Here is a 22,259-nt window from a genome sequence, read left to right as displayed (position 1 = left end):
ATGGCTCCCATCCTTGATATCAACAAACTCTACAAGAATTACGGTGCAACCGAGATTCTGAAAGACATCAACATCTCAATCGAACCGGGCGATTTCCTGGTGCTGGTCGGCCCCTCGGGCTGCGGTAAATCCACGCTGCTGAACTGTATTGCGGGGTTGGAGGAAATCACCGACGGGACGCTGGCGATTGGTGGCAAAGACATGACCCATGTCAGCCCCAAGGACCGCGACATCGCGATGGTGTTCCAATCCTACGCTTTGTATCCGACGATGAGCGTGGCCAAGAACATCACCTTCGGCATGAAGGTGCGCGGGGTCGATCAGGCAACGCAGGAGGCCAAACTGAACGATGTGGCCTCGCTTTTGCAAATCGAACCGCTGCTGAACCGTCGTCCCAGCCAGCTATCCGGTGGTCAGCGTCAGCGTGTGGCGATGGGCCGGGCACTGGTGCGCGATCCCAAGCTATTCCTGTTTGATGAACCGCTGTCGAACCTCGATGCCAAGCTTCGGGTTGAGATGCGGACCGAGATCAAGAAGCTGCACCAGACTTTGGACGCTTCCATCGTCTACGTGACCCACGATCAGATTGAGGCGATGACGCTGGCCACCAAAATCGTGGTCTTGAAGGGCGGTATCGTGCAGCAGATCGGCAGCCCAGCCGAGATTTATAACAACCCGGCCAATCTGTTTGTCGCCGATTTCATGGGCTCGCCGGCAATGAATCTGATCCCTGCGCAGGTCACAAAACACGGATCGGGTACACAGATCGTCATCTCGCGTGAAGCCGGCGAAACGCTGGTTCTGAACGATGCGCGCGATCTGGCGTTGCCCGAGGATGTGATCCTGGGTTTGCGCCCCGAGGATATCGCCGAGGCCGGGTTCCGTGCGGGCGATGGCGTGCAGGAAGCGGCGTGCATGGTCGATATGGTCGAACCTGCAGGGGCCGACACCTATGTCGTATCAGAACTGGGCGGCAAGCAGGTGACCGCAAGGTTACATGCCGAAACCAGCGCGCAGGCAGGCAAGATGCTGAACTTGGCGTTTGATATGAGCAAAGTATCGTACTTCGCCAAGGAAACCGGCGAGCGCTTGAATTAAAAGAAAAAACGCCGCGCGATTGAGTTCGCGCGGCGTTTCTTTGCGTTTGAACCGAGTCAGCTGATCTTGTTCTAGCTCAAGTCCTTGATCAGACGGTTCAGGTCCCCACCGCGGGCGTCCAGCATCGCGCCGACCTCGGTCCGTTCGGTCAGCAGCATATTCACCCCTTCGATGAACATGTTGAAGAACTTGTCGCGGCCCGATTTGTCCGACACCAGGAATGTCACCTCGAACGGGGACGAACCCTGCAGCTTAACCGAGGTGCGTACCTCGTAACCGGCCTTGATTTTCCGGGCCTTCCGGACGGTGACTTGCCCACCAATGAATTCGCGGAAACGTCGGCCATATTTGTTCGAGATATAGCCCTGAAAGGCTCTGGTGAACTGCTTCAACTGCGACGGGCTGGCCGAACGGGCGTCCGCCCCCAGCACATAACGTGCCATGATCGGCACATCGGCATATTGCACAAAGACCTTTTCGAAATCGCGGATCATCGCCTTTTCGGATTTGCCCGACGCGATAATGCGGTTGATGTCATCCACGACACTGACGACCAGAGCCTTGGCGCTGGCTTCAGTCTGGGCAAAGGCGGAAAAGGGCAGGGCGGTCAGTGCCAGGCCGGCAAGGCCAGTGGCGACAAAACCGCGCCGGTTCATATGGTTACTCGGCATAGGGGTCCTCATAGGGGTCCTCGTATGGGTCTAGGTACGGATCTCTGACAGGGTCGGTCCCGTTGTCTGCATAAGGGTCGTCATAGAGACCCAGATAGGTTTCTTCGTCGTCTCTCGCCAGTTCAAAGCGGCGATTTTGTAGGTAAATGGTCCGCGCCTGCGCATAACTGTCGGCGCTTTCATATAGGATCGAGTCGACCGTGTCCGAAAAACGCCCCCGATCACCCATCCGGCGCACGACCTCGGCATAGACGCCGATATTGTCGACCGGACGGACCGGAGAGAAGTTGATCGGGTTCGAGAACAGGTTGACGATAACGCCAATCGAGTCCCGCTGCGTTGACGGGCCGTAGAGGGGCAGCTCGACATATGCGCCCTCGCCGAAACCCCAGACGTGCAGCGTTTCACCGAAATCGGTATCCACAGGCGGAAGGTTCAGCTCGTCGGCCGGGGCTGACAACCCCAGGCCACCAACGGTCGTGTTGATCACAAACTGCAGCAATGCGTTGCCTGACTGCTTGAGGTTGCCTTGAAGCAGGTAGTCCACGGCTTGGCCCGGCATCGTCAGGTTTTCGGCAAAATGGTTGAAGCTGGTCACCATCGGGTCGGGGACGATCTTTACGTACCCTTTTGAGGCCGGGCGAAACAGAAACCGGTCGACGCCAAGGTTAAACTTGTGGATGCCCCGGTTGTTGCTTTCGTACGGATCAAATGCTTCACCTTGCTGAACACCCTCCGGAGGGCGTGTGGTGCAAGCGCTGAGAACTGCCAATACGGACACAACGATCAGGGGTTTTAGGCTGATTCTGCTCAACACGGTCTTTGCCACTCCAAAACGTTCGGACAGTCCGTGCCCGAACACTTAATCAATACTCTCTTTGGCCGTTGTGCCCGGCCTACCCAAAGTCACATAGGCGTTTCGCCACCAATATGAAACAGATAGCGTTTAACCTGCCGAATAGGCCAACGTAAAGTGACACAGGTTCAACAGTTCAGAATAAGAAAAGTTACGCCCACAGCCGGCGTAGGTCACATCGCCGTTTTCGCACTTTTCGATCCCTGCCTTCCCGGTTAGCTTCGCCCCGACTCAAATTTGGGAGGAGACCTCATGAGCATCGCGGCGAAACTGGAAAGCCTGGGTGTCAACCTACCGGACGCTCCTGCGCCGGCGGCCAACTACGTGCCCTTCGTGCGCGTGGGCAATATCGTCTATGTCTCGGGGCAGATCTCGAAGGCGGATGATCTGATCACTGGCAAGCTGGGCGACAACATGGAAGTCGAAGCAGGCGCTGCTGCGGCTAAGGTATGTGCGATCAACCTTCTGGCGCAGGTCAAAGCGGCCTGCGGTGGCGATATCGAAAAGTTGGTGCGCGTCATCAAGCTGACCGGGTTCGTGAACTCGACCGCAGATTTCACTGCGCAGCCGCAGGTCATCAACGGCGCGTCGGACTTTTTGGTCGAAGCGCTGGGCGATGCAGGTCGCCATTCGCGTTCGGCCGTCAGTGCGGCGGCACTGCCCTTGGGCGTCGCGGTTGAGATCGAAGGTATCTTCGAAGTTCAATGACGCCCGCACTGCCTGACGTATTCCTTCAAGTCCCGCTGGCGCATCGTGCGCTGCACGACAAACAGGACAACCGCCCGGAAAACAGCCGGGCGGCCATTCGCGCCGCCGTGGACGCCGGGTATGGGATTGAGATTGATCTGCAACGGACCTCGGACAACCGGGCCATGGTGTTTCATGACTATGACATGACCCGCCTGACCGGGCAGTCCGGTCCGATCCAGCAGATCACGTCGGTTCAGGCGTCAGGCACCACGCTGTTGCACGCCGACGATGGTATCCCGACGCTGGATGAGGTGCTACAAATCGTGTCAGGCAAAGTACCGCTGCTGATCGAATTCAAAGATCAGGACGGCGCGATGGGCACATCCGTGGGCCCGCTGGAACAAGAAGCGGTGCGTGCATTGTCAGGTTACGATGGGCCGGTGGCGTTGATGTCGTTCAACCCAAACTCGGTCGCTGAACTGGCGCGGCTGGCACCGCATCTGCCGCGTGGCATCGTGACGGGATCGTACCAGCCCAAGGTCGAGCTTTTACCTCAGGGTGTTTGTGACCACCTGCGCGACATTCCGGATTTCGACCGTGTAGGGGCCAGTTTCATTAGCCATGAGGTCGAAGACCTTGACCGCCCCCGCGTGGCCGAACTGAAGGCACGCGGTGTACCGATCCTGTGCTGGACTGTGCGGTCGCCTGAACAAGAGGCAGAGGCCCGCGAAGTTGCGGACAATGTGACGTTCGAAGGATATCTGGCTGCACAACCGGGTTGAACCAGCCCTGCGACGTCACAGATAAAGATCAGAGGCGGAGGGCAAATGGATCAGGCACAGATCGAGGTTCGGGTGCTGGGCTCGCTGTCGCAGATATCTGCGGCGGAATGGGACAGCTGCGCCTGTCCCGAGGTTGCCGATGGCGGCCGTCCGCTTGATCCGTTTACCACCCACCGGTTTCTTCTTGCACTTGAGCACAGCGGCTCGGTCGGGCGCGAAACTGGCTGGCAGCCGCAATACCTGACGGCCTATCTGGACGGGATGCTGATCGCGGTGGCGCCGATGTATGCCAAATCCCACAGTCAGGGCGAATATATCTTCGACCACAACTGGGCGCATGCCTATGAAGGCGCCGGGGGTCGGTATTATCCCAAGCTGCAGATCGCCGTACCATTCACCCCCGCAACAGGTCGGCGTTTTCTGGTGCGCCCCGGCTATGACTCGGTTGGCATGTCTGCGCTGGTGCAGGGGGCGGTGCAATTGGCTGCGGACAATCAGGTGTCTTCGGTCCACGCGACTTTCTGCACCGAAGCCGAGGCGATGGCGGGCGAACAGATGGGCCTTATGCTGCGCCAGTCACAGCAATTTCACTGGCTGAATGACGAATACCAGCATTTCGACGGATTTCTTGCGGCTTTATCATCGCGCAAGCGCAAAAACATCCGCAAAGAACGCGCGCAGGCCATCGATTTTGGCGGCGAAATCCGCACGCTGACAGGGGATGACCTGCGCCCCGAACACTGGGATGCCTTCTGGCAGTTCTATCAGGACACCGGGTCCCGTAAGTGGGGCGCGCCCTATCTGACTCGCCAATTCTTTGATATTGCACATGAAACCATGACGGACGACATGGCCTTGGTGCTGGCTGAACGGGACGGATACCCCATCGCCGGGGCTTTGAATTTCATCGGCCGCGAAACGCTTTTTGGGCGGTATTGGGGTTGCACTGAACATCACGCCTGCCTGCATTTCGAACTGTGCTATTATAGGGCGATCGACTTTGCCATTGCGGAAGGTCTGGCGCGGGTCGAAGCAGGCGCGCAGGGTGAACATAAGCTGGCGCGCGGTTACTTGCCCACGCGCACGCACAGCTTGCATTGGGTCAACGACCCGGGCTTTGCCGATGCGATCAAGAAATATCTGGACGCCGAGGCCCACGCAGTGGGAGAAGAGATCGAGATTCTGACGGACTATGGTCCGTTCAGAAAATCGAATCCGGAGGAACAGCAATGACGGAACTATTGTCGACCGAGACACGCGGCCCTCTTCTTGATCCGCTGTTCGACAACGGCTGGACCATGGTCACCGACCGGGACGCAATCACCAAAACCTTCATATTCGAAGATTTTGTTCATGCCTTTGGCTGGATGACCCAGGTGGCGATCTTTGCCGAGAAATGGAACCACCATCCCGAATGGTCAAACGTGTACCGCACGGTCGAGGTCGTCCTGTCCACCCATGATGTGGGCGGTTTGTCAGCGCTGGATGCTAAGTTGGCGCGTAAAATGGACAGCCTCGTTTAACGGTCCCCTCTGGATCCCATACCCCCGGCCAGGGAAGCGATTTCACCCAGACGACGGAATTCGGCGGGTGTTACCGTACCGTTGCTGACGTCGATGTCTCGTGGAATACCGGCTGTCCGATTCCCAACCGATCGAACGCTGCGCGCGGCCGGGTTGATGTCCAAACAACGCGTATCATAGCACGTCAGGCCCGAAGTACTGATCTGGATCTGGGGCTGTCCGTTCGGTCCGGTCACCACGGGGGCCTGCGGCGTATCACAGGCGGCAAGAAACCCCAGAATGCCGAAGGCCATCCACTTTTTCATACCACGCTCCTATCGTTCAGCCCGGTCGTGCGATCAATCCAACTGGCCGTTTCCGTCCTGATCGGCGGCCAGGAAATCATCGCCCATCTGCAGGTCATACTCTGATCGTGAGATAAAGCTGTCGTTGTTGCGGTCAACGTTTTGAAACTGCTTTATGTCCAGAAACGGCTTGGCTTCTTCCAGACCCAGCGTTCCATTCTTGTCTTCGTCCATTTCCTGAAAGGCATAATCCGAAAAGGCGTTGAACTCGTCCTTGGACAGGAAGCCATCGTTGTTGGAATCAATGGCGTTCAGTTCCTTTTCGTGCAGTTCAGCCACTGTTTCCGCCAAGGTTGCACTGGCCAACAGAATGACCGTTGTCGTTATAATAGCTGTTTTCATCATCCTTCTCTCCTCAGCACGCGTAACGCTGGCCCGAGACACCGCCCGCGACGGCCCCTGCTGCGGTCAGGATGTCTTTGCCGGACCCACCGCCGAATTGATTGCCAATCGCCCCGCCGATCAGTGCGCCGCCTAGTGTGCCGCCGAGGCAGGCAATCTCATGCTGTCGTGCCTGCTGCTGCTGAGGTGTCGGGGCCGGGCCACAGGCGGTGAGTGCACCTGCCGAACCCAGAATGACTGTGATGACTTTGAGCTTCATCAAAAAACTCCCTGAATGAATGGGGCAAGTATCGACCCATCAGGAAGTTGCATCAAGTGAAATAGGGTTAACGTGGCCCCGGCTGTACCGGGGCCCGAGTGACCTAGATGGCCTCAAGCAGACCTTCGCCCGCGGAAATCTCGCAGGCACCGGGGTTTTCCTCGAGGTTCAGCGCAACGACCTTGCCATCTTCGACCAACATCGCATAGCGCTTTGAGCGTGCAAGCAGGCCGACGGGCGGGGCATCGAAATCCATGCCAATGGCCTTCGTGAATTCGGATGCGGCGTCGGCCAGCATGGTCAGGCCTGCGCCTGTCGCACCAGTGGCTTCGCCCCACGCGCTCATTACAAAAGGGTCGTTGACCGAGACGCAGATAATTTCGTCCACGCCTTTGGCGTCGTACTGTTCCTTGGTTCGCATAAAGCTGGGCACGTGGGCCGAATGGCAGGTTGGTGTGAATGCGCCGGGCACAGCAAAGATCACGACTTTGCGGCCTTTGGTCTTGTCTGAAATCCGAACCTCTTCGGGCCCTTCTGCCCCCATTTGAGTCAACGTTGCGTCGGGAAGCGTATCACCGGTTGAAATCATCTTGTTCCTCCTGTCGATTGGATTTGCAGAGTCGGCCTCAGCCGCAATATAGGTGAGCCAGAGAATGAAACCACGGGAATTTGACAGGGCAGGACGAAGATGAGCCATATTGTTGTGATCGGAGCCGGGCAGGCGGGATCATCTCTTGTTGCAAGACTGCGCAAGGACGGATTTGAAGGCGATATCACGCTGATCGGTGCCGAGCAGCATCTGCCCTATCAGCGACCGCCTCTGTCGAAGGCTTATCTGCTTGGCGACATGGAGCTTGAACGCCTGTTCCTACGCCCCGAAAGTTTCTACGCCGAAAACAACATCACCCTGCGTCTGGGTCAGCGCGTGACCGGGATCGACCCTCAGGCCAAGACCGTGATCCTGGGCGATGAGGTGATTTCATATGACGAACTGGCCCTGACCACTGGGTCCGACCCGCGTTACCTGCCTGCTGCCATTGGCGGTGATCTCAAAGGCGTCCATGTCGTGCGCGATCTGACCCATATCGACGAGATGGAGCCCCGCGTGATAGAGGGCGCCCGCGCCCTGATCGTTGGTGGTGGCTATATCGGGCTTGAAGCGGCTGCCGTCTGCGCCAAGCGCGGGGTCAAGGTCACTCTGGTCGAGATGGCAGAACGTATTTTGCAACGTGTCGCGGCACCGGAAACCAGCGATTACTTCCGTGCCTTGCATGCCGATTACGGTGCCGACATCCGTGAAGGCGTCGGGCTGGATCGTCTGGTCGGCGAAGACGGCAAGGTAACCGGGGCCATTCTGACTGATGGCACCAAGCTTGAGGTTGATTTCGTCGTGGTTGGCGTGGGCATCGCACCCTCGACCCAATTGGCCGAGATGGCCGGGTTGGAATTGGACAACGGCATCAAAACGGATGCCCATGGCCGCACCTCTGATCCGGCTATCTGGGCGGCGGGCGATTGCGCGTCGTTCCCGCATGATGGAGGCCGTATCCGGCTGGAAAGCGTACCGAATGCCATCGATCAGGCCGAGATCGTTGCTCAGAACATGCTGGGTGCCGCCAGGGATTATGTGGCGACGCCGTGGTTCTGGTCGGACCAATATGACGTCAAACTACAGATCGCAGGTCTGAACACCGGCTATGACTGCGTGGTGACCCGCAAGGGCGACGGGCAGACGGTGTCCTTCTGGTACTATAAAGGCGATCAGTTGATCGCGGTCGACGCGATGAATGACCCGCGCGCCTATATGGTCGGCAAGCGCCTGATTGATGCAGGCAAAACTGCTGACCCGGCCGTCGTGGCCGACCCAGACGCGGACCTGAAACCGCTGCTCAAAGCGTGAGGATCATCGCCGGAGAGTTCCGGGGCCGCGCCTTGGCCTCGGTCGGCAAAGGCGATGCCGGGGCGCATCTGCGTCCCACCACTGACCGTGTGCGTGAAAGCCTGTTCAATGTGCTGAGCCATCAGATCGACTTTGATGGGCTGCGTGTTCTGGACCTTTTCGCCGGCACCGGAGCACTGGGGCTTGAGGCGCTGTCGCGCGGCGCGGTGCATGTGACGTTCGTGGATGACGGGCGTGTGGCGCAGGGACTGATCCGTAAGAACATTGATCTGACCCACAGCAAGGGTTACACCGATCTGATCCGTCGCGACGCGACGCGATTGGGCGACAATCCGGGCACACCTTGTGATCTGATTTTTCTCGATCCGCCTTACGGCAAAAGCCTGGGACAAAAGGCGCTTGCGACGGTCACTCAAGGGGGGTGGCTGGCAAAAGATGCCTTGATTGTCTGGGAAGAAAACGCCCCCATGGAGGCGCCAGAAGGGTTTGACCTGCACAATACGCGTAAATACGGCGACACGCATATTTCGCTGATGTGGCGGGCAGAGGTCTGACATGCACGATCTGGTTATTTTCGATTGCGATGGTGTGCTGGTCGATAGTGAGGTTCTGTCCAATCAGGTTTTGATCGACAGCTTTGCGAGGCATGGGCTGAACCTGTCTTTAGCGGAGTACATGGCGCTTTTCGTCGGCGGTACGATGACTGGTGTCCGCGACAAGGCCCGGGCGTTGGGCGCGGATCTGCCGGATGATTGGATCGAACAAATCTATTGGGCAACCTATGAGGTTTTGCGTGCCGGTACACCTTTGGTTGCGGGTGTTCCCGAGCTGTTGGCGCAGTTGGATTCATTGGGTATTCCGTACTGCGTCGCCTCGAATGGCCGCCCGGAGAAGATGCAGATCACCCTGGGCCAGAACGGATTGTGGAACAGGTTCCGGGATGTGATGTTTTCGGCGCATATTCTGGGGGTGGGTAAACCCGACCCTGCTTTGTTCATTGCAGCAGCGCAGCATTTCGGTGCCAAGTCCCCGGTCGTCATCGAAGACAGCGAAAGCGGAGTGACCGCTGCCAAGCGCGCCGATATGCGGTGCCTGGGTTATGCGGCCCATGACGACGGTGCGCGGTTGGCTGCACTAGGTGCCGAGGTTTTTGACGACATGGCCCAAGTGCCAAAGCTTTTGGGCCTATAACTCACTTATGCTAGAATTCGCGGATGGACCGCACCGCCACCTCTCTGTTCTGGACCCACTCACAGGCCGCTGAAACCCACACCGGACCCGTGCCCAAGCCTTTACGCGCGCCTGTGTTTATCCACGACGCGATTACGCCGTGGGGCACGGAAACATTGCTGCTGAAACTGCTGCGCGAGCAGGCGGCCGATCAGGACGAATAGGTCGGATGGAACTTGTTGCCCGGTGACAGGGTAAAGATATCGACCCCATCAGCCGTCACACCCACCGAGTGTTCGAACTGCGCTGACAGTGACTTGTCGCGGGTCACAGCGGTCCAGTCGTCGGCCAGTGTTTTCGTCTCGGGGCGGCCAAGGTTCACCATCGGTTCGATGGTGAAGAACATGCCCTCTTCCAGCACCGCGCCGGTTCCCGGGCGGCCATAGTGCAGAACGTTTGGCGGCGCGTGGAAAACCCGGCCCAGACCGTGGCCACAGAAATCACGGACAACGCTCATCCGATGCGCCTCGACGTAGGCCTGAATGGCATGCCCGATATCACCGAAGGTGTTGCCCGGCTTGACCGCCTCGATGCCTTTGAACAGGGCATCATGTGTCACCTGGATCAGGCGCTCGGCCTTGCGGGGCAATTTGCCTGCAACATACATGCGCGAAGTATCGCCGAACCAGCCGTCTACAATGACCGTAACGTCGATGTTCAGAATGTCGCCATCCTTCAGTTTCTTGTCACTGGGGATGCCGTGGCAGACCACGTGATTCACGCTGATACAGCTGGCGTGCTGATAGCCTTTGTAGCCAATTGTCGCCGACGTCGCGCCCGCATCCTCGACCATCTGCGTGATCATGCCGTCAATTGCGCCAGTGGTCTGGCCCGGAAAGACATGTTCTGCAATATCGTCGAGTATCCGCGCAGCCAAAGCCCCTGCCGCATGCATGCCGGCAAAGTCACCCTGTTCGTAAATGCGGATGCCGTCCTTGGTCAGGCGGCCACGATGTTCTTTCATCGACGCTAAGCTCCAAATGTTGCGCGCAGCACTTCTTTTACGCTGCTTGTGCAGAAAGTTCCAGAGGGTGCGCAGCCGCATTTTAAATCCGCAAACTGAGGCACATATCACATGGAAAGTTGCCCGAGAGTCGTTGGACGGTTCGGGTAAAAGCCTGAATAAGCCCATAATGATAAATAAGGCATTGAAGATGATAAATAAATTTAATCCACTGAGTGCCGAAATTTCCGCGATTGGCGAATTGTTAAAAAACGGCCGAACGGATCGGGCCTATTAACGAGCGACGAAAGCCGCGAAAAAATAGCCAAAGGCACCCGCATTGCCGCGGCTCGCGGGATTGTGTGCGATTCAACAGCAAAATTTCAAACTGGCGCAGACTAGCTTTGAACGAGCCTGGCATTTGGAACCCGATAATCCGGAACTGATTCAAAACTATGGGCTGAGCCTCGTTCAGGGGGGAGAGTCGGAAAGAGCACTTCGATTCATCGACAAGATTGGTACCAGAGCACCCCTGACCCCACCGCAGTCTTTCATTTGCGCGATGGCATTGCTGCGCGAGCATCAAGAGGCGGACGCCCTTACCGCCGTCGACTTGGTTCTGAAAGATCAGCCGGGGAATTTACAGGCCTACTGTCTGAAAGCAGACATATTGGATGAGCAACATCAGTGGCAGCGCGCGATTGACGTTCTGACAGAGCTGGTCGAACAACATCCAAAGTTCCACTATGGGCAGCTGCGTCTAGCCAAAGCATATGTCAGTGTTGAGCAACTGGATGCTGCCTTAGAGCATGCCCGCGCCGCGCTCAGGCTGGCGCCAGATCATCCTGAAACACTCGAGTTCGCGGCAACGCTTCCAGGTCTGTCACAAGATGATCGCACTGCGTTGAAAGTCCAGGTTTCAAAAGCGATCGGCGTTCCTTCTGATAATCGCGAGGGCGTCGCAACTCTTCACTTTGCAGCGGCAAGTCTGGCGCGACATGAAGGCGACACGACACAAGAGATGGGCCATCTGAACGAAGGCCATAGCTTGCTGCGTGAAGGGCTCAGGGAATTGGAGGGCCGCAGTGAAAGGGACTGCTGCAAACGTCTGGCAGCCCCTCTGCTTGCCGCACCAACCGGGCCACGACCTGATATCCCCCGTCCGATCTTTGTTGTCGGTCAACCCAGATCTGGCACAACGCTGGTCGAGCGTATTCTGTCCGCACACTCAAATGTTCAGGGACTTGGAGAGCTTGCAGCCGTTCATCACTGGGCCAGAAAAGCCGAAGCGCGCCCCTCTGATTGGCAAGACGCGCAGAAACTGGTGGATTTCTATGTGGGTCACCTACCGGATCTTTCTGAGGGCAGCGCGACGTTTGTGGACAAAGCGCCCGGAAATTACGCGCTTCTTGGCGCGATTGCACAGGCTTTCCCTGAGGCTGTGATCCTGAATGTCGAGCGCGATCCGCGTGATGTGGCCCTGTCAATGTGGCGCACACATTTTGGCGCTGCCGGCTTGCATTATACGCATGATCTTAAGTGGATGGCCGCCGAGGCAAATCGCTATCGTCGATACATCCTGCACTGGCAACAGGAATTGCCAGGTCGTATTCACAGCATCCGGTACGAAAATCTGGTCGAAAACCTGAGGGATGCGGCCAATGAACTGGCGCGACTGTCCGGTGTCGGATTCGAGGACGGTATGCTGTCGCCACAGGCTTCCTCGGAGGCGGTCAGAACGGCGAGCAACCTGCAGATCCGGAAACCGGTCAACACGTCATCGATCGGGCGCTGGCATACGTTTGCGGACCAACTTGCGCCATTTGTGAAAGGATTGGAACCGGACCTATGGCCAGAAATCCAAGCGGCTGATGAATAGTCCCTAGGCTGCTTAGCAATCGGGAATTCGGGTCAGTTTGCGCATCACCGCACGGGCGGGGGGTAACTAGCTGTTTATCAGGGTTGGGTTGACCCAAACGCCTTGTGGTGAGATGCGCGTGTCATAGATCAAACGCTCCACACCTTGCGCCCGCGCGGCCTCAAACGCGGCGGCATAAGTCGGGTCGATATCCGCCGCCAATGCGAACCGGTCGCAATCCGTGCGCTGCACCAGATACAGCATGATCGCGCGATGTCCTTGTTTCACCATGTCCGACAACTCACCTAGGTGTTTGGTGCCGCGTGCGGTGACGCTGTCGGGGAACTCGGCCAGACCGGGTTCGCGGGACAGGGTCACGCTTTTGACCTCGAGATAGGTGTCCGGCAGGCCCGGTTGGGTCAGCAGGAAATCTATGCGGCTGTTCTGGCCGTATTTCACCTCGGGCTTTACGGTTTCATAAGCCGCCAGTTCGGAGATTTCGCCGGCCTCAAGGGACGCGCGCAGGGCTTTGTTGGGCACCGAGGTGTCAACACCGGTAAAATGCCCGTTCTCATGATCGACCAGTCGCCAGCCGTATCTCAGTTTTTTCTTCGGGTCGTCGTTAGGCTCCAGCCAGATCTTCTCGCTGGGTTCCGCCAGGCCCATCATTGACCCCGGATTGGCGCAATGGGCGGTTACTTCGCGCCCGTCCTCCAACTGACAATCGGCCAGAAAGCGTTTGTAGCGGCGGATCAGGCGGGCGGGGATCAATGGGGTGGCAAACTTCATGCTACCCGGCTTAACGCGCGCCCGCCCGTATGGGAAGTGTCAGACGAGGCCCGCCATCACGCCACCATCCACATCCCAGACTGCCCCGGTGACCCAACCCGCATCATCGGACAGAAGATGGGTGACGGTATGCGCCACATCCTCAGGGCGGCCGACGCGGCCGATCGGGTGAAAAGCGTCAAAGGCATCAGTCAAGGTCGCCTCGATTTGATCCGGTGCGATGAAGGCTCCATAGATGGGGGTCACCACCACCGCTGGAGAAACCGCATTCACCCGGATTTTATGTTCCGCCAGCTCCATTGCCAGATGCTGCGTCAGGGAATGAAGTCCGGCTTTGGCCATCGAATAGGCCGAGGACGGTGTGGCGCGAACTGCCTGTTTTGCCCACATAGAGCCTATGTTAACGATATTGCCGCCTCCGTTGGCTTTCATGTTTTCGGCCACGGCCTGTGTGATAAAAAAGGTCGCGCGGTTCAGATCCAGATAGCTGTCATAGTCTTCGGCAGTGTGTTCCAGGAACGGTTTTGGCGCAAATGTACCGGCTGCATTCACCAATCCCTGAATGTGACGCGTGTTCGATTTGATCTGGTTGATCAGCCTTTCGACGTCTGCCGCGTCGCGCAGGTTCGCGCGGTATGTGTCCGCGTTGTCGCCAAGTTCCGCTTTCGCCGCGTCCAACTTGCCAGCGGATGACCCGACAAGGGTCACGTGCCCGCCGCTTGCTATGATTTGGCGCGCTGTGGCCAGACCCATTCCGCTGGATCCGCCGACAATAAGTGTTGTTGTCTGTGTCATGATCAGATTCCCTATCTACTGATAGGTAGATATATTGAGTTTGAATTTTGAAATACAACCCCCTATCTAGTGGTAGGTAATTTTTAGATTGATATGCAGATGCCCAAAACGGAAAAACCCCTGTCAGAAACTGCCAGCCGTATTTTAGATGTGGCCGAGCATATGGCGCGACAAGGCGGGTATTATGCTTTCAGCTTTCGCGACATCGCAGCTGAAATCGGAATCAAATCTGCCAGCATTCACTACCATTTTCCCACCAAGGAAGCCTTGGGCGAGGCGCTGGTTACCCGGTACACTGATCGGTTCCTAGGGGCGTTGGGGCGGTTGGACGAAGCCACGCCTATGGAATCTCTTGAACAATACGTGGCGGCATATCGACAAGCGCTGATTGAACAGGATCTGATGTGCCTATGCGGTATGTTCGGTGCTGAAATCGCAAGGTTGCCGGACCCGGTCGCCAGACGGACTCGCGAGTTTTTCGAGCGCAACCTCGTATGGCTGGAAACGGTATTCCGGGCTGCTGGTGCCGCAAATCCCGAAGCCCGAGCAGGGGAAACGATTGCCCGCCTGGAAGGGGCGATGATCCTGGCGCGGTCGATGAACGATATGGACCTGTTCCAACGCGTCACTGCCGATTTGCCTGCCCAAGCGTTGCGAGAATGACAAACGGGCCTTGCGAGGTTCAGCAGGAACGATATCTTGCGGCCTGTGCCATATCAGGAAAGGACAGGTCATGCCGAACCCAACCGCAGCAATGCTTGTGATCGGGGATGAAATCCTGTCGGGACGCACCCGGGATGCGAACATGCATTACCTTGCTCAGGAACTGACCAAGCAGGGCATTGACCTAATAGAGGTCCGGATGGTCAGCGATGACGCCACTGACATCGAAGAGGCCGTGCGCGCCCTGTCGGACCGCTTTGAGCATGTGTTCACTAGCGGCGGAATAGGTCCAACACATGACGACATCACTGCTGATTGTATCGCCCAGGCCTTTGGTGCGTCGATCGACGTGCGCTCCGACGCCCGAGCGCTGTTGGAGCGGCATTATGAAAATTCTGGGCTGGAACTGAACGCCGCGCGCCTGCGTATGGCACGTATTCCGGAAGGTGCGACATTGATCGACAATCCGGTCTCAACTGCGCCGGGCTTCACCCTTGGCAACGTGCACGTCATGGCGGGAATCCCCACGATCTTTCAGGCTATGGTCGCCAGTGTTTTGCCTAAGCTGATCGGCGGCGATCCCCTGTTGTCACAGACGCTGAGGATCAATCGGGGTGAAGGTGATATCGCCTCGACCCTGTCGGCTTTGGCTGAGGACTACCCTGATCTCGCCATCGGCAGCTATCCGTTTCAGGTAAATGGTGTATTCGGCTCTAACGTGGTGGTTCGGGGCACGAACGGGTCACAGGTCGATGCGGCCACGACCCGTTTGGCGAAAGAGCTGGCGCTTTGAGCCCGAACTGGGCCGACGTTGTCGACGGCACATGGCCGGCGGCTCGGTTCGAGACAATTGGCCCTTTTCGCCTTCGGCAGGGGTTGGGTGGTGGCTCGCGCGTTTCCGCGGCCAGCGCTCTGGCATCGGCGACCGACGCGGATATTATAGCCGCTGAAGGGGCGATGCGCGCGATGGGGCAGCGGCCCATATTCTGCCTGCGACCGGGCGACGAAGGGCTGGATCAGCAGCTTGCGGATCGGGGCTATGACATTCTTGACCCAGTCAACATCTACCAATGCCCGGTGAGCCACCTGACTGATATACCGATTCCTCGGGTCACGGCCTTTACGATTTGGAGCCCGCTGGCGATCATGAACGAGATCTGGGCGCAAGGCGGTATCGGACCGGAACGGCTGGCCATCATGGACCGCGCCGAGGGGCCGAAAACGGGGATATTCCTGCGCCATTCCGATCACCCGGCAGGAACCGGATTTGTCGCCACTTACGACGACGTCGCCATGGTTCATGCGTTGGAAATCCTCCCGGTCCACCGGCGTCAGGGCCTGGGTCAATGGGCCATGCGCACGGCTGCAATCTGGGCGCAGAAGAATGGCGCGAAGACGCTGAGCGTGATCTGCACCAAGGCCAATGACGGGGCAAATGGTCTCTACCATGCGCTCGGGATGGAGATCACCGGAGAATACCATTACCGTCAGCTTGTCCAAGGAGAGTGACTGCTGTGACCGACCAAACCCTGCCTACCGCGCTGGACCTGCCGATGGTGGACCCGCTGCCGCCTGAGACGCAGAAGTACTTTGATATATGTGTCGAAAAGCTGGGCTTTGTGCCCAATGTTCTGAAGGCTTATGCCTTCGACATCGACAAGCTGAACGCGTTTACGGCGAATTATAACGACCTGATGCTTGGCGATAGTGGGTTGTCCAAGCTGGAACGCGAAATGATTGCGGTGGTCGTGTCCGCGATCAACAAGTGCTTTTACTGTCTGGTGGCCCATGGTGCAGCTGTTCGGCAACTGTCGGGCAATCCGCAATTGGGCGAGATGCTGGTTATGAACTACCGCGTGGCCCCTCTGGACGACCGTCAACGCGCCATGCTGGATTTTGCTGCCAAGATGACGACTGCAAGTACCGAGATCGAAGAACCTGATCGTCAACATCTGCGCGATGTTGGGTTCAGCGACCGGGACATTTGGGACATTGCCAATGTGACCGGCTTTTTCAACATGTCGAATCGGGTGGCCAGCGCAACAGCGATGGCCCCGAACGACGAGTACCATACGCAGGCCCGATGATCCGAACCGCAGCCCTTTTTCTGATACTGATGGCCAGTCAGGGTCTTGCGCAGAACCTGACGTTGCCTTCAGGCGCGCGGCTGGTCAGCGACCGGACCAGCGAATTGGACAGCTATGAGCTGCCAATCGGCCCTTTCGCTGACGGTGCGGTGCCCGCAAGAGAGGTAGAAGGCAAGGTCGAGCGGTTAACCTGGCGGCTGCAATCGGGCTCTAGCACCACGCTGCAATTGCTGGCTCCGCTGCGGGATCAGATCGCCGCACAAGGGTACGAGATCTTGCTTGAGTGTCAGGCCAAAACGTGTGGCGGGTTCGATTTTCGTTTTGGCACCGAAGTCGTGCCAACACCCGACATGTATGTTGCCATTCAGGACTATCGCTTTTTGTCCGCCATTAGGGGTGGCAACGTGGTCAGTCTGTTGGTCAGCCGCAATCCGCCTGACGGGTATGTGCAGATGATCCGCGTCACACCGGTGGGTGCAGAGGCTCCGCCGCCGCTTGTGATCGACGAGCCGGTCACGTCGCCCAGCGACCTATTGGTCAGTTTGGAACAAAACGGCCACGCAATACTGGAAGATCTTCATTTCCGCACCGGAGAGATGACGTTGGGCGAGGGGCCTTTTGCGTCGCTGAAATTGGTTGCGGAGTTTCTGAACAAAAAACCAAATACCCGGTTGGCACTTGTGGGCCACACGGATGACACTGGTGCGCTGGATGCCAATATCTCGGTCAGTACCGGCCGGGCACAGGCCGTGCGCGCCCGGTTGATACAGGCACATGGGATCGCGGCAGACCGGGTCGAAGCGCGCGGGATCGGCTATCTGGCCCCGCTCACCTCGAATGCCACACCGGAAGGCCGCGACCTGAATCGCCGGGTTGAGGCGGTCTTGCTGGTCAACTGACACCTGCGGCGGCGATCAATTCATGATCTGCAAAAAAAAGCCCACGCAATTGGCGCGGGCCGTACAGTTTACCGAGGTTAATTCACCAGTCCATCGGGCCTTTTTCGTGAAAGGCATCGACGAGAAAATCTATGAATGCCCGCACCTTGGGCTGTGTAAAGCGTCCGGGCGGGTAAACGGCGTAGACGCCCTGAACCTCGTCCGGCAGCGATGGCATCGCATCCACAACGGCACCGGATTTCAGCGCTTCTGCGTACAGATAGCTGGGCAGATATGCTATCCCCAGACCAGAGATGGCGGCGTTCAACAGGGATTGCCCATCGTTCACGCTCAGCCAGCCTGCGGTGCGAACCTGTCTTTTTTCACCCGACGGCGCGGTCAGCCTCCAGACATTGCCAGAGGACTGGCTCGAGTAATGCAGCAGCTTGTGTTCGTTCAGATCGTCAATTTTCTGCGGCCTGCCGAATTTCTCGACATAGCTGGGTGCCGCGACCATCCGCTTGACGGTTTCGGTCAGTTTGCGTGCGCGCAGGGTGCTGTCTTCTAACTCGCCAATCCGGACGGCGACATCGAACCCTTCGGAAATCAGCTCGACGTAGCGGTTGTTCAGCACCATGTTCACAGTGATATCAGGATAGGCCGCCAGAAAATCCGACAGAACCGGAGACAGGTGATTGACGCCGAAATCCGTCGCAACGCTGATCCGAAGCAGACCCGAGGGGGCGGATTGCATCGAAGTCACAAGCGCATCAGCTTCACCCGCATCATTTAGAACGCGCCGCGCGCGATCGTAATATGCCAGGCCAATTTCGGTCGGTGACACACGCCGGGTCGTGCGGTTCAGCAGCCGTGCGCCCAGACGGGCCTCGAGGCTGGAAACATGCTTTGACACGGCCGATTTGGAGATGCCCATTTTCTTGGCCGCATCGGTGAAGCCACCCTGGTCCACCACATTGGCAAAGGCTTCCATTTCGGTCAGTCGGTCCATTCTCATTCCCCAGGTCTTAGTTCTTTTTTCCAACCTGACGTCCAATCTAGGCGGAAACAGGGCGGACATGGGATAATATCAGGGTTTCAATTCGGATCGTTTGCGATTGGGAAACGCGGAAACGATGGTTTCCTAGATGGCCACAAAGCCTGTAAGCCAAGGGTTTTGGGTGATTTCGGCCGGATATGCTAGGATGACAATGGCAAATTTGTGACCACGGAGGAGATCATGAAAGCCATTAATACCATTGCAGCCATATGTCTGTCCGCGACCTTCGCATGGGCTGGTGGCGAGACGCCGTCGAACCCGGACGCACGGGTCTATTTTGTAAACCTGTCGGACGGCGACACGGTTTCATCGCCGGTGACCGTGGTCTTTGGGTTAAGCGGGATGGGCGTGGCCCCCGCTGGAACCGAGGCGGAAAACACCGGTCACCACCACTTGCTGATCGACCGCCCGCCGATTGGTGAGGGCGAGGACGGTGTGGACGAGCTGGCTTATGGTTTGCCTGCGGACGACAACCATCTACATTTTGGTGGGGGACAGACCGAGGTGACTACGGAATTGGCCCCTGGAGCGCACACGCTGCAATTGGTGCTGGGCGACGCCGGGCATGTGCCACACTCCCCGCCTATTGTGTCCCAGGTGATCACGATTACGGTCGAGTAACCGACGTGCCTTCACGGCACAGGCAACTATGCCACGTCGGGCAATAGGAAAATGCGGCGCGCCAGCGCCGAATTCAGCCGTTCTTGTGGATACCATTGGCTGAGGGCTGACTTGGCCATCAAATCGGGGTTTTCCGCAACGAATGCCTCGAAAGCGCTGGTTTGCGAGCTGGCAAGACGCTCTGCGATCAGGCTCATGAACGCGTAGGTGATCGTCAGGTTGAACTTATCCGGGGCGCCGGCCTTGGCCGCAAGTGTTCGGATTCCTTTGGCGTAGTTCGCTGCGGCATCGATGAAATCATACTTGCGCAGCAGATCATATGCGACCTGTACATGTTCGGCATGTCCGAACGTTGTGTTGTCGACGGCGTGTGCCTCAAACGCGCTGGTGATGTCGGCGCTCATTCTCCGTCCTCCTTGAAACGGTGGCTGTCATCGGCTGTCCAGTCGAGGTCGTAGACAATTTTGAGTTGCTTGATTTTCACCAGCGTTTCTTCGGAAAACGCTGGCTTGTTCTCAAAGCTATGCAGGGCCATCCCCTCAATCAGATCGCCAAGGGTCATGTCTAGTGACTCTGCCAATCCCTTGAGGACTTTCAGCAGACGCTTTTCGATTCGAATCCCGGTTTGGGTGCGTTCAATTTTTTGACTCATCAAGTACATATGTACCTAAGTACCAATAGAGTCAAGTGGCACGAAAAAAGCCGCCTCCTTCGAAGCGGCTTTCGTCAGAGCAATTGTGACAAAAGCGTCAAAACGTAGCCGCCAACCGCGTCCCCTGATTGATTGCCCGTTTGGCATCCAACTCGGCTGCCACATCCGCGCCGCCGATCACGTGAGGGGTGATACCCTGTTCGATCAACGCATCCGCCAGGCTGCGCTCGGATACCTGACCGGAACACAGAACGATGGTGTCCGCGGCTATCACGTTCGGGTCGGCACGTTCCTCACCAAAGCTGATATGCAGGCCGTCTTCGTCGATGCGCTCGTAGTTCACGCCGCCCACAAAATTGACGTCCTTCATCTTTAGCGTAGCGCGGTGAATCCAGCCGGTTGTTTTACCCAGACCTTTCCCATGCGCCTGTTTCTTGCGCTGTAACAGAGTGACCTCACGCGCAGGTGCCGCAGGTTGCGGACCCTCAGGTGCCAGGCCCGAGCGGTGTTCGGCCGGGTCTGTGACGCCCCATTCCTTCATCCATGCGGGCAGGTCGGTGGTAACGCTGTGGCCGTCTTCCAGCAGGAATTCGGACACATCAAACCCGATGCCGCCCGCACCGATCACGGCGACTGACTTACCGACATCCGCTTTTTCGCGCAGCACGTCGATATAATTGATGACGTTGTCCCGATCCTGACCTGGGATTTGCGGATCGCGCGGCATGACACCAGTGGCGATGACCACCTCGTCAAAGCCGGTCAGGTCGTCGGCGCCGACTTCACGGTTCAGCTCTACATTGACGCCAAGATCGGCAATCATCGTGCGGTACCAATCAACCAGACCCCAGAACTCTTCCTTGCCCGGTACCTGTTTGGCCATGTTCAACTGGCCCCCAATCTCGGACGCACGGTCGAACAGGGTTACGTTGTGGCCACGCTGGGCGGCAGTCATTGCCGTGGACAGGCCGGCTGGACCCGCGCCGACAATGGCAACAGTTTTTGGCGTTTCAGCTGCGGTGATGGTCAACTCGGTCTCATGGCAGGCGCGGGGGTTGACCAGACACGAGGTCAACTTGCCGCTGAAGGTGTGGTCCAGACACGCCTGGTTGCAGGCAATGCACGGCGCAATCTGCGCCGCTTCACCTGCAATTGCCTTGTTGACGAAATCTGCATCGGCGAGCATCGGACGGGCCAGAGAAACCATGTCTGCGCAACCCGTCGACAGGACCTCTTCGGCGACCTCTGGCGTGTTGATCCGGTTCGAGGTGATGACCGGAATCGAAACCTTACCCATCAGCTTTTTCGTTACCCAGGCGAACGCCGCGCGCGGAACGCTGGTGGCGATGGTCGGAATGCGTGCTTCGTGCCAGCCAATGCCGGTGTTGATGATCGTGGCACCGGCTTCTTCGATACGCTGGGCCAGTTCAACAACCTCTTCATGAGTCGAGCCATTGGGGATCAGGTCGATCATCGACAGGCGATAGATGATGATGAAGTCGGTGCCCACGGCTTCACGCGTGCGGCGCACCACCTCGATCGGCAGGCGCATGCGGTTCTCATAGGACCCGCCCCAACGGTCGGTGCGCTTGTTGGTGTGTGTCACAATGAACTGGTTGAGGAAATATCCCTCAGACCCCATGATCTCGACCCCGTCATAGCCCGCTTTCCGGGCCAGAACGGCAGCGTTCACGATGTCGCTGATCTGTTTTTCGATACCTTCCTCGTCCAGCTCATTCGGCGGGAAGGGCGAGATCGGGGATTTCACCGGGCTGGGGGCCACGCATTTCGGACCATAGGCATAGCGACCCGCATGCAGGATCTGCATGGCGATCTTGCCGCCCGCCTCATGAACGCGTTGGGTCACGATGGAGTGGTTCGCGACCTCTTTGTCATTGGTCATCATCGACGCGCCGGGCAGCACCGATCCTTCAAGGTTCGGGCCAATCCCGCCTGTCACCATCAATGCGACACCGCCACGGGCGCGGTCGGCATAAAACTCGGCCACACGGTTCCAGTCGCCGGTTTCCTCAAGCCCTGTGTGCATCGACCCCATCAGGACGCGGTTCTTCAATGTGGTAAAGCCCAGATCCAGTGGGGCCAGCATATTTGGGTACGCAGTCATGGCGAACTCTCCCTCCTGATTTTTGCGGATAGATTGACCTTCACGTCAATGTTGTCACGCGAAACCTAACGTCACACCCTTTGCCTTCACTCCGCT

29 protein-coding genes are annotated in these 22,259 nt (G+C 57.8%); 16 read left to right on the top strand and 13 right to left on the bottom strand.

Annotated elements, in window-relative coordinates:
• Positions 1 to 1,098: an ABC transporter ATP-binding protein gene (locus tag DS906_RS15075; RefSeq protein ID WP_113790949.1), complete on the top strand. Its 1,098-nt coding sequence runs from the start codon at positions 1 to 3 to the stop codon at positions 1,096 to 1,098.
• 71 nt (positions 1,099 to 1,169) lie between these two features.
• On the opposite strand, the gene DS906_RS15070 is transcribed toward DS906_RS15075, so the two are convergent.
• Positions 1,170 to 1,769 (bottom strand): phospholipid-binding protein MlaC, encoded by a 600-nt coding sequence (locus tag DS906_RS15070; RefSeq protein WP_113790948.1) that lies wholly within the window; start codon positions 1,767 to 1,769, stop codon positions 1,170 to 1,172.
• Positions 1,759 to 2,586: a VacJ family lipoprotein gene (locus DS906_RS15065; RefSeq protein ID WP_113791221.1), complete on the bottom strand. Its 828-nt coding sequence runs from the start codon at positions 2,584 to 2,586 to the stop codon at positions 1,759 to 1,761. Before DS906_RS15065 ends, DS906_RS15070 begins: the two co-directional genes overlap by 11 nt.
• A 291-nt stretch (positions 2,587 to 2,877) precedes the next feature.
• Between DS906_RS15065 and DS906_RS15060 the strand changes: the two genes are divergently transcribed.
• Genes DS906_RS15060 through DS906_RS15045 form a run of 4 tightly spaced genes read left to right on the top strand, consistent with a single transcriptional unit; the run spans position 2,878 to position 5,620 of the window.
• Positions 2,878 to 3,333: a RidA family protein gene (locus tag DS906_RS15060; protein ID WP_058275010.1), complete on the top strand. Its 456-nt coding sequence runs from the start codon at positions 2,878 to 2,880 to the stop codon at positions 3,331 to 3,333.
• Entirely contained in the window at positions 3,330 to 4,097 is a 768-nt protein-coding gene (locus DS906_RS15055; RefSeq protein ID WP_113790947.1) for a glycerophosphodiester phosphodiesterase family protein, read from the top strand. Before DS906_RS15060 ends, DS906_RS15055 begins: the two co-directional genes overlap by 4 nt.
• Before the next feature lie 45 nt (positions 4,098 to 4,142).
• Positions 4,143 to 5,330 carry a GNAT family N-acetyltransferase gene (locus DS906_RS15050; protein WP_113790946.1) on the top strand — a complete coding sequence of 396 codons (1,188 nt, stop codon included), beginning with the start codon at positions 4,143 to 4,145 and terminating at the stop codon, positions 5,328 to 5,330.
• Entirely contained in the window at positions 5,327 to 5,620 is a 294-nt protein-coding gene (locus tag DS906_RS15045) for a 4a-hydroxytetrahydrobiopterin dehydratase (protein WP_058275007.1), read from the top strand. Before DS906_RS15050 ends, DS906_RS15045 begins: the two co-directional genes overlap by 4 nt.
• Here the strand turns inward: DS906_RS15045 and DS906_RS15040 are convergent.
• The 4 genes from DS906_RS15040 to DS906_RS15025 form a co-directional block, all read right to left on the bottom strand.
• The gene (locus DS906_RS15040) at positions 5,617 to 5,925 is read right to left on the bottom strand and encodes a hypothetical protein (RefSeq protein ID WP_113790945.1); all 309 of its coding nucleotides are present in this window, start codon (positions 5,923 to 5,925) and stop codon (positions 5,617 to 5,619) included. The two genes, DS906_RS15045 and DS906_RS15040, sit on opposite strands and share 4 nt — an antisense overlap.
• Before the next feature lie 33 nt (positions 5,926 to 5,958).
• Positions 5,959 to 6,306 (bottom strand): hypothetical protein, encoded by a 348-nt coding sequence (locus DS906_RS15035; RefSeq protein WP_113791220.1) that lies wholly within the window; start codon positions 6,304 to 6,306, stop codon positions 5,959 to 5,961.
• Positions 6,307 to 6,319: 13 nt separating this feature from the next.
• The gene (locus tag DS906_RS15030; protein WP_113790944.1) at positions 6,320 to 6,565 is read right to left on the bottom strand and encodes a glycine zipper 2TM domain-containing protein; all 246 of its coding nucleotides are present in this window, start codon (positions 6,563 to 6,565) and stop codon (positions 6,320 to 6,322) included.
• A 103-nt stretch (positions 6,566 to 6,668) separates the two neighbouring features.
• Complete coding sequence (locus DS906_RS15025) at positions 6,669 to 7,154, bottom strand: peroxiredoxin (RefSeq protein ID WP_113790943.1); 486 nt, start codon at positions 7,152 to 7,154, stop codon at positions 6,669 to 6,671.
• A gap of 99 nt (positions 7,155 to 7,253) precedes the next feature.
• On the opposite strand from DS906_RS15025, the gene DS906_RS15020 reads away from it, so the two are divergent.
• Genes DS906_RS15020 through DS906_RS15005 form a run of 4 tightly spaced genes read left to right on the top strand, consistent with a single transcriptional unit; the run spans position 7,254 to position 9,859 of the window.
• Positions 7,254 to 8,465, top strand: a complete 1,212-nt coding sequence (locus DS906_RS15020; RefSeq protein ID WP_113790942.1) for an NAD(P)/FAD-dependent oxidoreductase — start codon at positions 7,254 to 7,256, stop codon at positions 8,463 to 8,465.
• Positions 8,462 to 9,019: a 16S rRNA (guanine(966)-N(2))-methyltransferase RsmD gene (gene rsmD, locus DS906_RS15015; protein WP_113790941.1), complete on the top strand. Its 558-nt coding sequence runs from the start codon at positions 8,462 to 8,464 to the stop codon at positions 9,017 to 9,019. The genes DS906_RS15020 and rsmD overlap by 4 nt, the downstream gene beginning before the upstream one ends.
• A gap of 1 nt (position 9,020) precedes the next feature.
• Positions 9,021 to 9,656, top strand: coding sequence for an HAD family phosphatase (locus DS906_RS15010; RefSeq protein ID WP_113790940.1), 636 nt, complete (start codon positions 9,021 to 9,023; stop codon positions 9,654 to 9,656).
• Between the two features lie 23 nt (positions 9,657 to 9,679).
• Positions 9,680 to 9,859, top strand: a complete 180-nt coding sequence (locus tag DS906_RS15005) for a hypothetical protein (RefSeq protein WP_113790939.1) — start codon at positions 9,680 to 9,682, stop codon at positions 9,857 to 9,859.
• Here the strand turns inward: DS906_RS15005 and map are convergent.
• Positions 9,847 to 10,659, bottom strand: coding sequence for a type I methionyl aminopeptidase (gene map / locus DS906_RS15000; RefSeq protein WP_113791219.1), 813 nt, complete (start codon positions 10,657 to 10,659; stop codon positions 9,847 to 9,849). The genes DS906_RS15005 and map overlap by 13 nt on opposite strands.
• Before the next feature lie 541 nt (positions 10,660 to 11,200).
• On the opposite strand from map, the gene DS906_RS14995 reads away from it, so the two are divergent.
• A complete protein-coding gene (locus DS906_RS14995) occupies positions 11,201 to 12,517 on the top strand; it encodes a sulfotransferase (protein WP_147235270.1) in 1,317 nt (438 codons plus the stop codon).
• Between the two features lie 66 nt (positions 12,518 to 12,583).
• On the opposite strand, the gene sfsA is transcribed toward DS906_RS14995, so the two are convergent.
• Together sfsA and DS906_RS14985 are read right to left on the bottom strand one after the other, a co-directional pair.
• Positions 12,584 to 13,285, bottom strand: a complete 702-nt coding sequence (sfsA, locus tag DS906_RS14990) for a DNA/RNA nuclease SfsA (RefSeq protein WP_113790937.1) — start codon at positions 13,283 to 13,285, stop codon at positions 12,584 to 12,586.
• Between the two features lie 39 nt (positions 13,286 to 13,324).
• The gene (locus DS906_RS14985; protein ID WP_113790936.1) at positions 13,325 to 14,080 is read right to left on the bottom strand and encodes an SDR family NAD(P)-dependent oxidoreductase; all 756 of its coding nucleotides are present in this window, start codon (positions 14,078 to 14,080) and stop codon (positions 13,325 to 13,327) included.
• Between the two features lie 99 nt (positions 14,081 to 14,179).
• Between DS906_RS14985 and DS906_RS14980 the strand changes: the two genes are divergently transcribed.
• The 5 genes from DS906_RS14980 to DS906_RS14960 all read left to right on the top strand — a co-directional run bounded on the left by DS906_RS14980 (position 14,180) and on the right by DS906_RS14960 (position 17,729).
• Positions 14,180 to 14,743 (top strand): TetR/AcrR family transcriptional regulator, encoded by a 564-nt coding sequence (locus tag DS906_RS14980; RefSeq protein ID WP_158541332.1) that lies wholly within the window; start codon positions 14,180 to 14,182, stop codon positions 14,741 to 14,743.
• Between the two features lie 70 nt (positions 14,744 to 14,813).
• Complete coding sequence (locus DS906_RS14975) at positions 14,814 to 15,536, top strand: molybdopterin-binding protein (protein ID WP_113790934.1); 723 nt, start codon at positions 14,814 to 14,816, stop codon at positions 15,534 to 15,536.
• Positions 15,533 to 16,252 carry a GNAT family N-acetyltransferase gene (locus DS906_RS14970; RefSeq protein ID WP_113790933.1) on the top strand — a complete coding sequence of 240 codons (720 nt, stop codon included), beginning with the start codon at positions 15,533 to 15,535 and terminating at the stop codon, positions 16,250 to 16,252. Before DS906_RS14975 ends, DS906_RS14970 begins: the two co-directional genes overlap by 4 nt.
• Positions 16,253 to 16,257: 5 nt before the next feature.
• Positions 16,258 to 16,830 (top strand): peroxidase-related enzyme, encoded by a 573-nt coding sequence (locus DS906_RS14965; RefSeq protein ID WP_113791218.1) that lies wholly within the window; start codon positions 16,258 to 16,260, stop codon positions 16,828 to 16,830.
• Entirely contained in the window at positions 16,827 to 17,729 is a 903-nt protein-coding gene (locus tag DS906_RS14960) for an OmpA family protein (protein ID WP_113790932.1), read from the top strand. The genes DS906_RS14965 and DS906_RS14960 overlap by 4 nt, the downstream gene beginning before the upstream one ends.
• 82 nt (positions 17,730 to 17,811) lie before the next feature.
• On the opposite strand, the gene DS906_RS14955 is transcribed toward DS906_RS14960, so the two are convergent.
• Positions 17,812 to 18,717: a LysR family transcriptional regulator gene (locus tag DS906_RS14955; RefSeq protein WP_058275233.1), complete on the bottom strand. Its 906-nt coding sequence runs from the start codon at positions 18,715 to 18,717 to the stop codon at positions 17,812 to 17,814.
• A 228-nt stretch (positions 18,718 to 18,945) separates the two neighbouring features.
• Here DS906_RS14955 and DS906_RS14950 point away from each other — a divergent pair, with 228 nt between their 5' ends.
• Positions 18,946 to 19,386 carry a DUF4399 domain-containing protein gene (locus DS906_RS14950; protein WP_113790931.1) on the top strand — a complete coding sequence of 147 codons (441 nt, stop codon included), beginning with the start codon at positions 18,946 to 18,948 and terminating at the stop codon, positions 19,384 to 19,386.
• 26 nt (positions 19,387 to 19,412) lie between these two features.
• On the opposite strand, the gene DS906_RS14945 is transcribed toward DS906_RS14950, so the two are convergent.
• The 3 genes from DS906_RS14945 to DS906_RS14935 all read right to left on the bottom strand — a co-directional run bounded on the left by DS906_RS14945 (position 19,413) and on the right by DS906_RS14935 (position 22,163).
• Positions 19,413 to 19,790 carry a hypothetical protein gene (locus DS906_RS14945; RefSeq protein WP_113790930.1) on the bottom strand — a complete coding sequence of 126 codons (378 nt, stop codon included), beginning with the start codon at positions 19,788 to 19,790 and terminating at the stop codon, positions 19,413 to 19,415.
• Complete coding sequence (locus DS906_RS14940) at positions 19,787 to 20,038, bottom strand: hypothetical protein (protein WP_113791217.1); 252 nt, start codon at positions 20,036 to 20,038, stop codon at positions 19,787 to 19,789. The genes DS906_RS14945 and DS906_RS14940 overlap by 4 nt, the downstream gene beginning before the upstream one ends.
• A 97-nt stretch (positions 20,039 to 20,135) precedes the next feature.
• The gene (locus DS906_RS14935) at positions 20,136 to 22,163 is read right to left on the bottom strand and encodes an NADPH-dependent 2,4-dienoyl-CoA reductase (protein WP_113790929.1); all 2,028 of its coding nucleotides are present in this window, start codon (positions 22,161 to 22,163) and stop codon (positions 20,136 to 20,138) included.
• Positions 22,164 to 22,259 lie beyond the last annotated feature (96 nt).

Source organism: Ruegeria sp. A3M17, assembly GCF_003318255.1.
In the GTDB taxonomy this organism is placed as follows: domain Bacteria; phylum Pseudomonadota; class Alphaproteobacteria; order Rhodobacterales; family Rhodobacteraceae; genus Ruegeria.
Note: the sequence above shows the minus strand (reverse complement) of the source record. Positions and strands in the feature narration are given on the sequence as shown.

Coding starts and splice junctions, on each gene's coding strand:
- DS906_RS15075 (WP_113790949.1), top strand. CDS start 1: ATGGCTCCCATCCTTGATATCAACAAACTCTACAAGAATTACGGTGCA.
- DS906_RS15070 (WP_113790948.1), bottom strand. CDS start 1,769: ATGCCGAGTAACCATATGAACCGGCGCGGTTTTGTCGCCACTGGCCTT.
- DS906_RS15060 (WP_058275010.1), top strand. CDS start 2,878: ATGAGCATCGCGGCGAAACTGGAAAGCCTGGGTGTCAACCTACCGGAC.
- DS906_RS15055 (WP_113790947.1), top strand. CDS start 3,330: ATGACGCCCGCACTGCCTGACGTATTCCTTCAAGTCCCGCTGGCGCAT.
- DS906_RS15050 (WP_113790946.1), top strand. CDS start 4,143: ATGGATCAGGCACAGATCGAGGTTCGGGTGCTGGGCTCGCTGTCGCAG.
- DS906_RS15045 (WP_058275007.1), top strand. CDS start 5,327: ATGACGGAACTATTGTCGACCGAGACACGCGGCCCTCTTCTTGATCCG.
- DS906_RS15040 (WP_113790945.1), bottom strand. CDS start 5,925: ATGAAAAAGTGGATGGCCTTCGGCATTCTGGGGTTTCTTGCCGCCTGT.
- DS906_RS15035 (WP_113791220.1), bottom strand. CDS start 6,306: ATGAAAACAGCTATTATAACGACAACGGTCATTCTGTTGGCCAGTGCA.
- DS906_RS15030 (WP_113790944.1), bottom strand. CDS start 6,565: ATGAAGCTCAAAGTCATCACAGTCATTCTGGGTTCGGCAGGTGCACTC.
- DS906_RS15025 (WP_113790943.1), bottom strand. CDS start 7,154: ATGATTTCAACCGGTGATACGCTTCCCGACGCAACGTTGACTCAAATG.
- DS906_RS15020 (WP_113790942.1), top strand. CDS start 7,254: ATGAGCCATATTGTTGTGATCGGAGCCGGGCAGGCGGGATCATCTCTT.
- DS906_RS15010 (WP_113790940.1), top strand. CDS start 9,021: ATGCACGATCTGGTTATTTTCGATTGCGATGGTGTGCTGGTCGATAGT.
- DS906_RS15005 (WP_113790939.1), top strand. CDS start 9,680: ATGGACCGCACCGCCACCTCTCTGTTCTGGACCCACTCACAGGCCGCT.
- map (WP_113791219.1), bottom strand. CDS start 10,659: ATGAAAGAACATCGTGGCCGCCTGACCAAGGACGGCATCCGCATTTAC.
- DS906_RS14995 (WP_147235270.1), top strand. CDS start 11,201: ATGGCATTGCTGCGCGAGCATCAAGAGGCGGACGCCCTTACCGCCGTC.
- sfsA (WP_113790937.1), bottom strand. CDS start 13,285: ATGAAGTTTGCCACCCCATTGATCCCCGCCCGCCTGATCCGCCGCTAC.
- DS906_RS14985 (WP_113790936.1), bottom strand. CDS start 14,080: ATGACACAGACAACAACACTTATTGTCGGCGGATCCAGCGGAATGGGT.
- DS906_RS14980 (WP_158541332.1), top strand. CDS start 14,180: ATGCCCAAAACGGAAAAACCCCTGTCAGAAACTGCCAGCCGTATTTTA.
- DS906_RS14975 (WP_113790934.1), top strand. CDS start 14,814: ATGCCGAACCCAACCGCAGCAATGCTTGTGATCGGGGATGAAATCCTG.
- DS906_RS14960 (WP_113790932.1), top strand. CDS start 16,827: ATGATCCGAACCGCAGCCCTTTTTCTGATACTGATGGCCAGTCAGGGT.
- DS906_RS14955 (WP_058275233.1), bottom strand. CDS start 18,717: ATGGACCGACTGACCGAAATGGAAGCCTTTGCCAATGTGGTGGACCAG.
- DS906_RS14950 (WP_113790931.1), top strand. CDS start 18,946: ATGAAAGCCATTAATACCATTGCAGCCATATGTCTGTCCGCGACCTTC.
- DS906_RS14945 (WP_113790930.1), bottom strand. CDS start 19,790: ATGAGCGCCGACATCACCAGCGCGTTTGAGGCACACGCCGTCGACAAC.
- DS906_RS14940 (WP_113791217.1), bottom strand. CDS start 20,038: ATGAGTCAAAAAATTGAACGCACCCAAACCGGGATTCGAATCGAAAAG.
- DS906_RS14935 (WP_113790929.1), bottom strand. CDS start 22,163: ATGACTGCGTACCCAAATATGCTGGCCCCACTGGATCTGGGCTTTACC.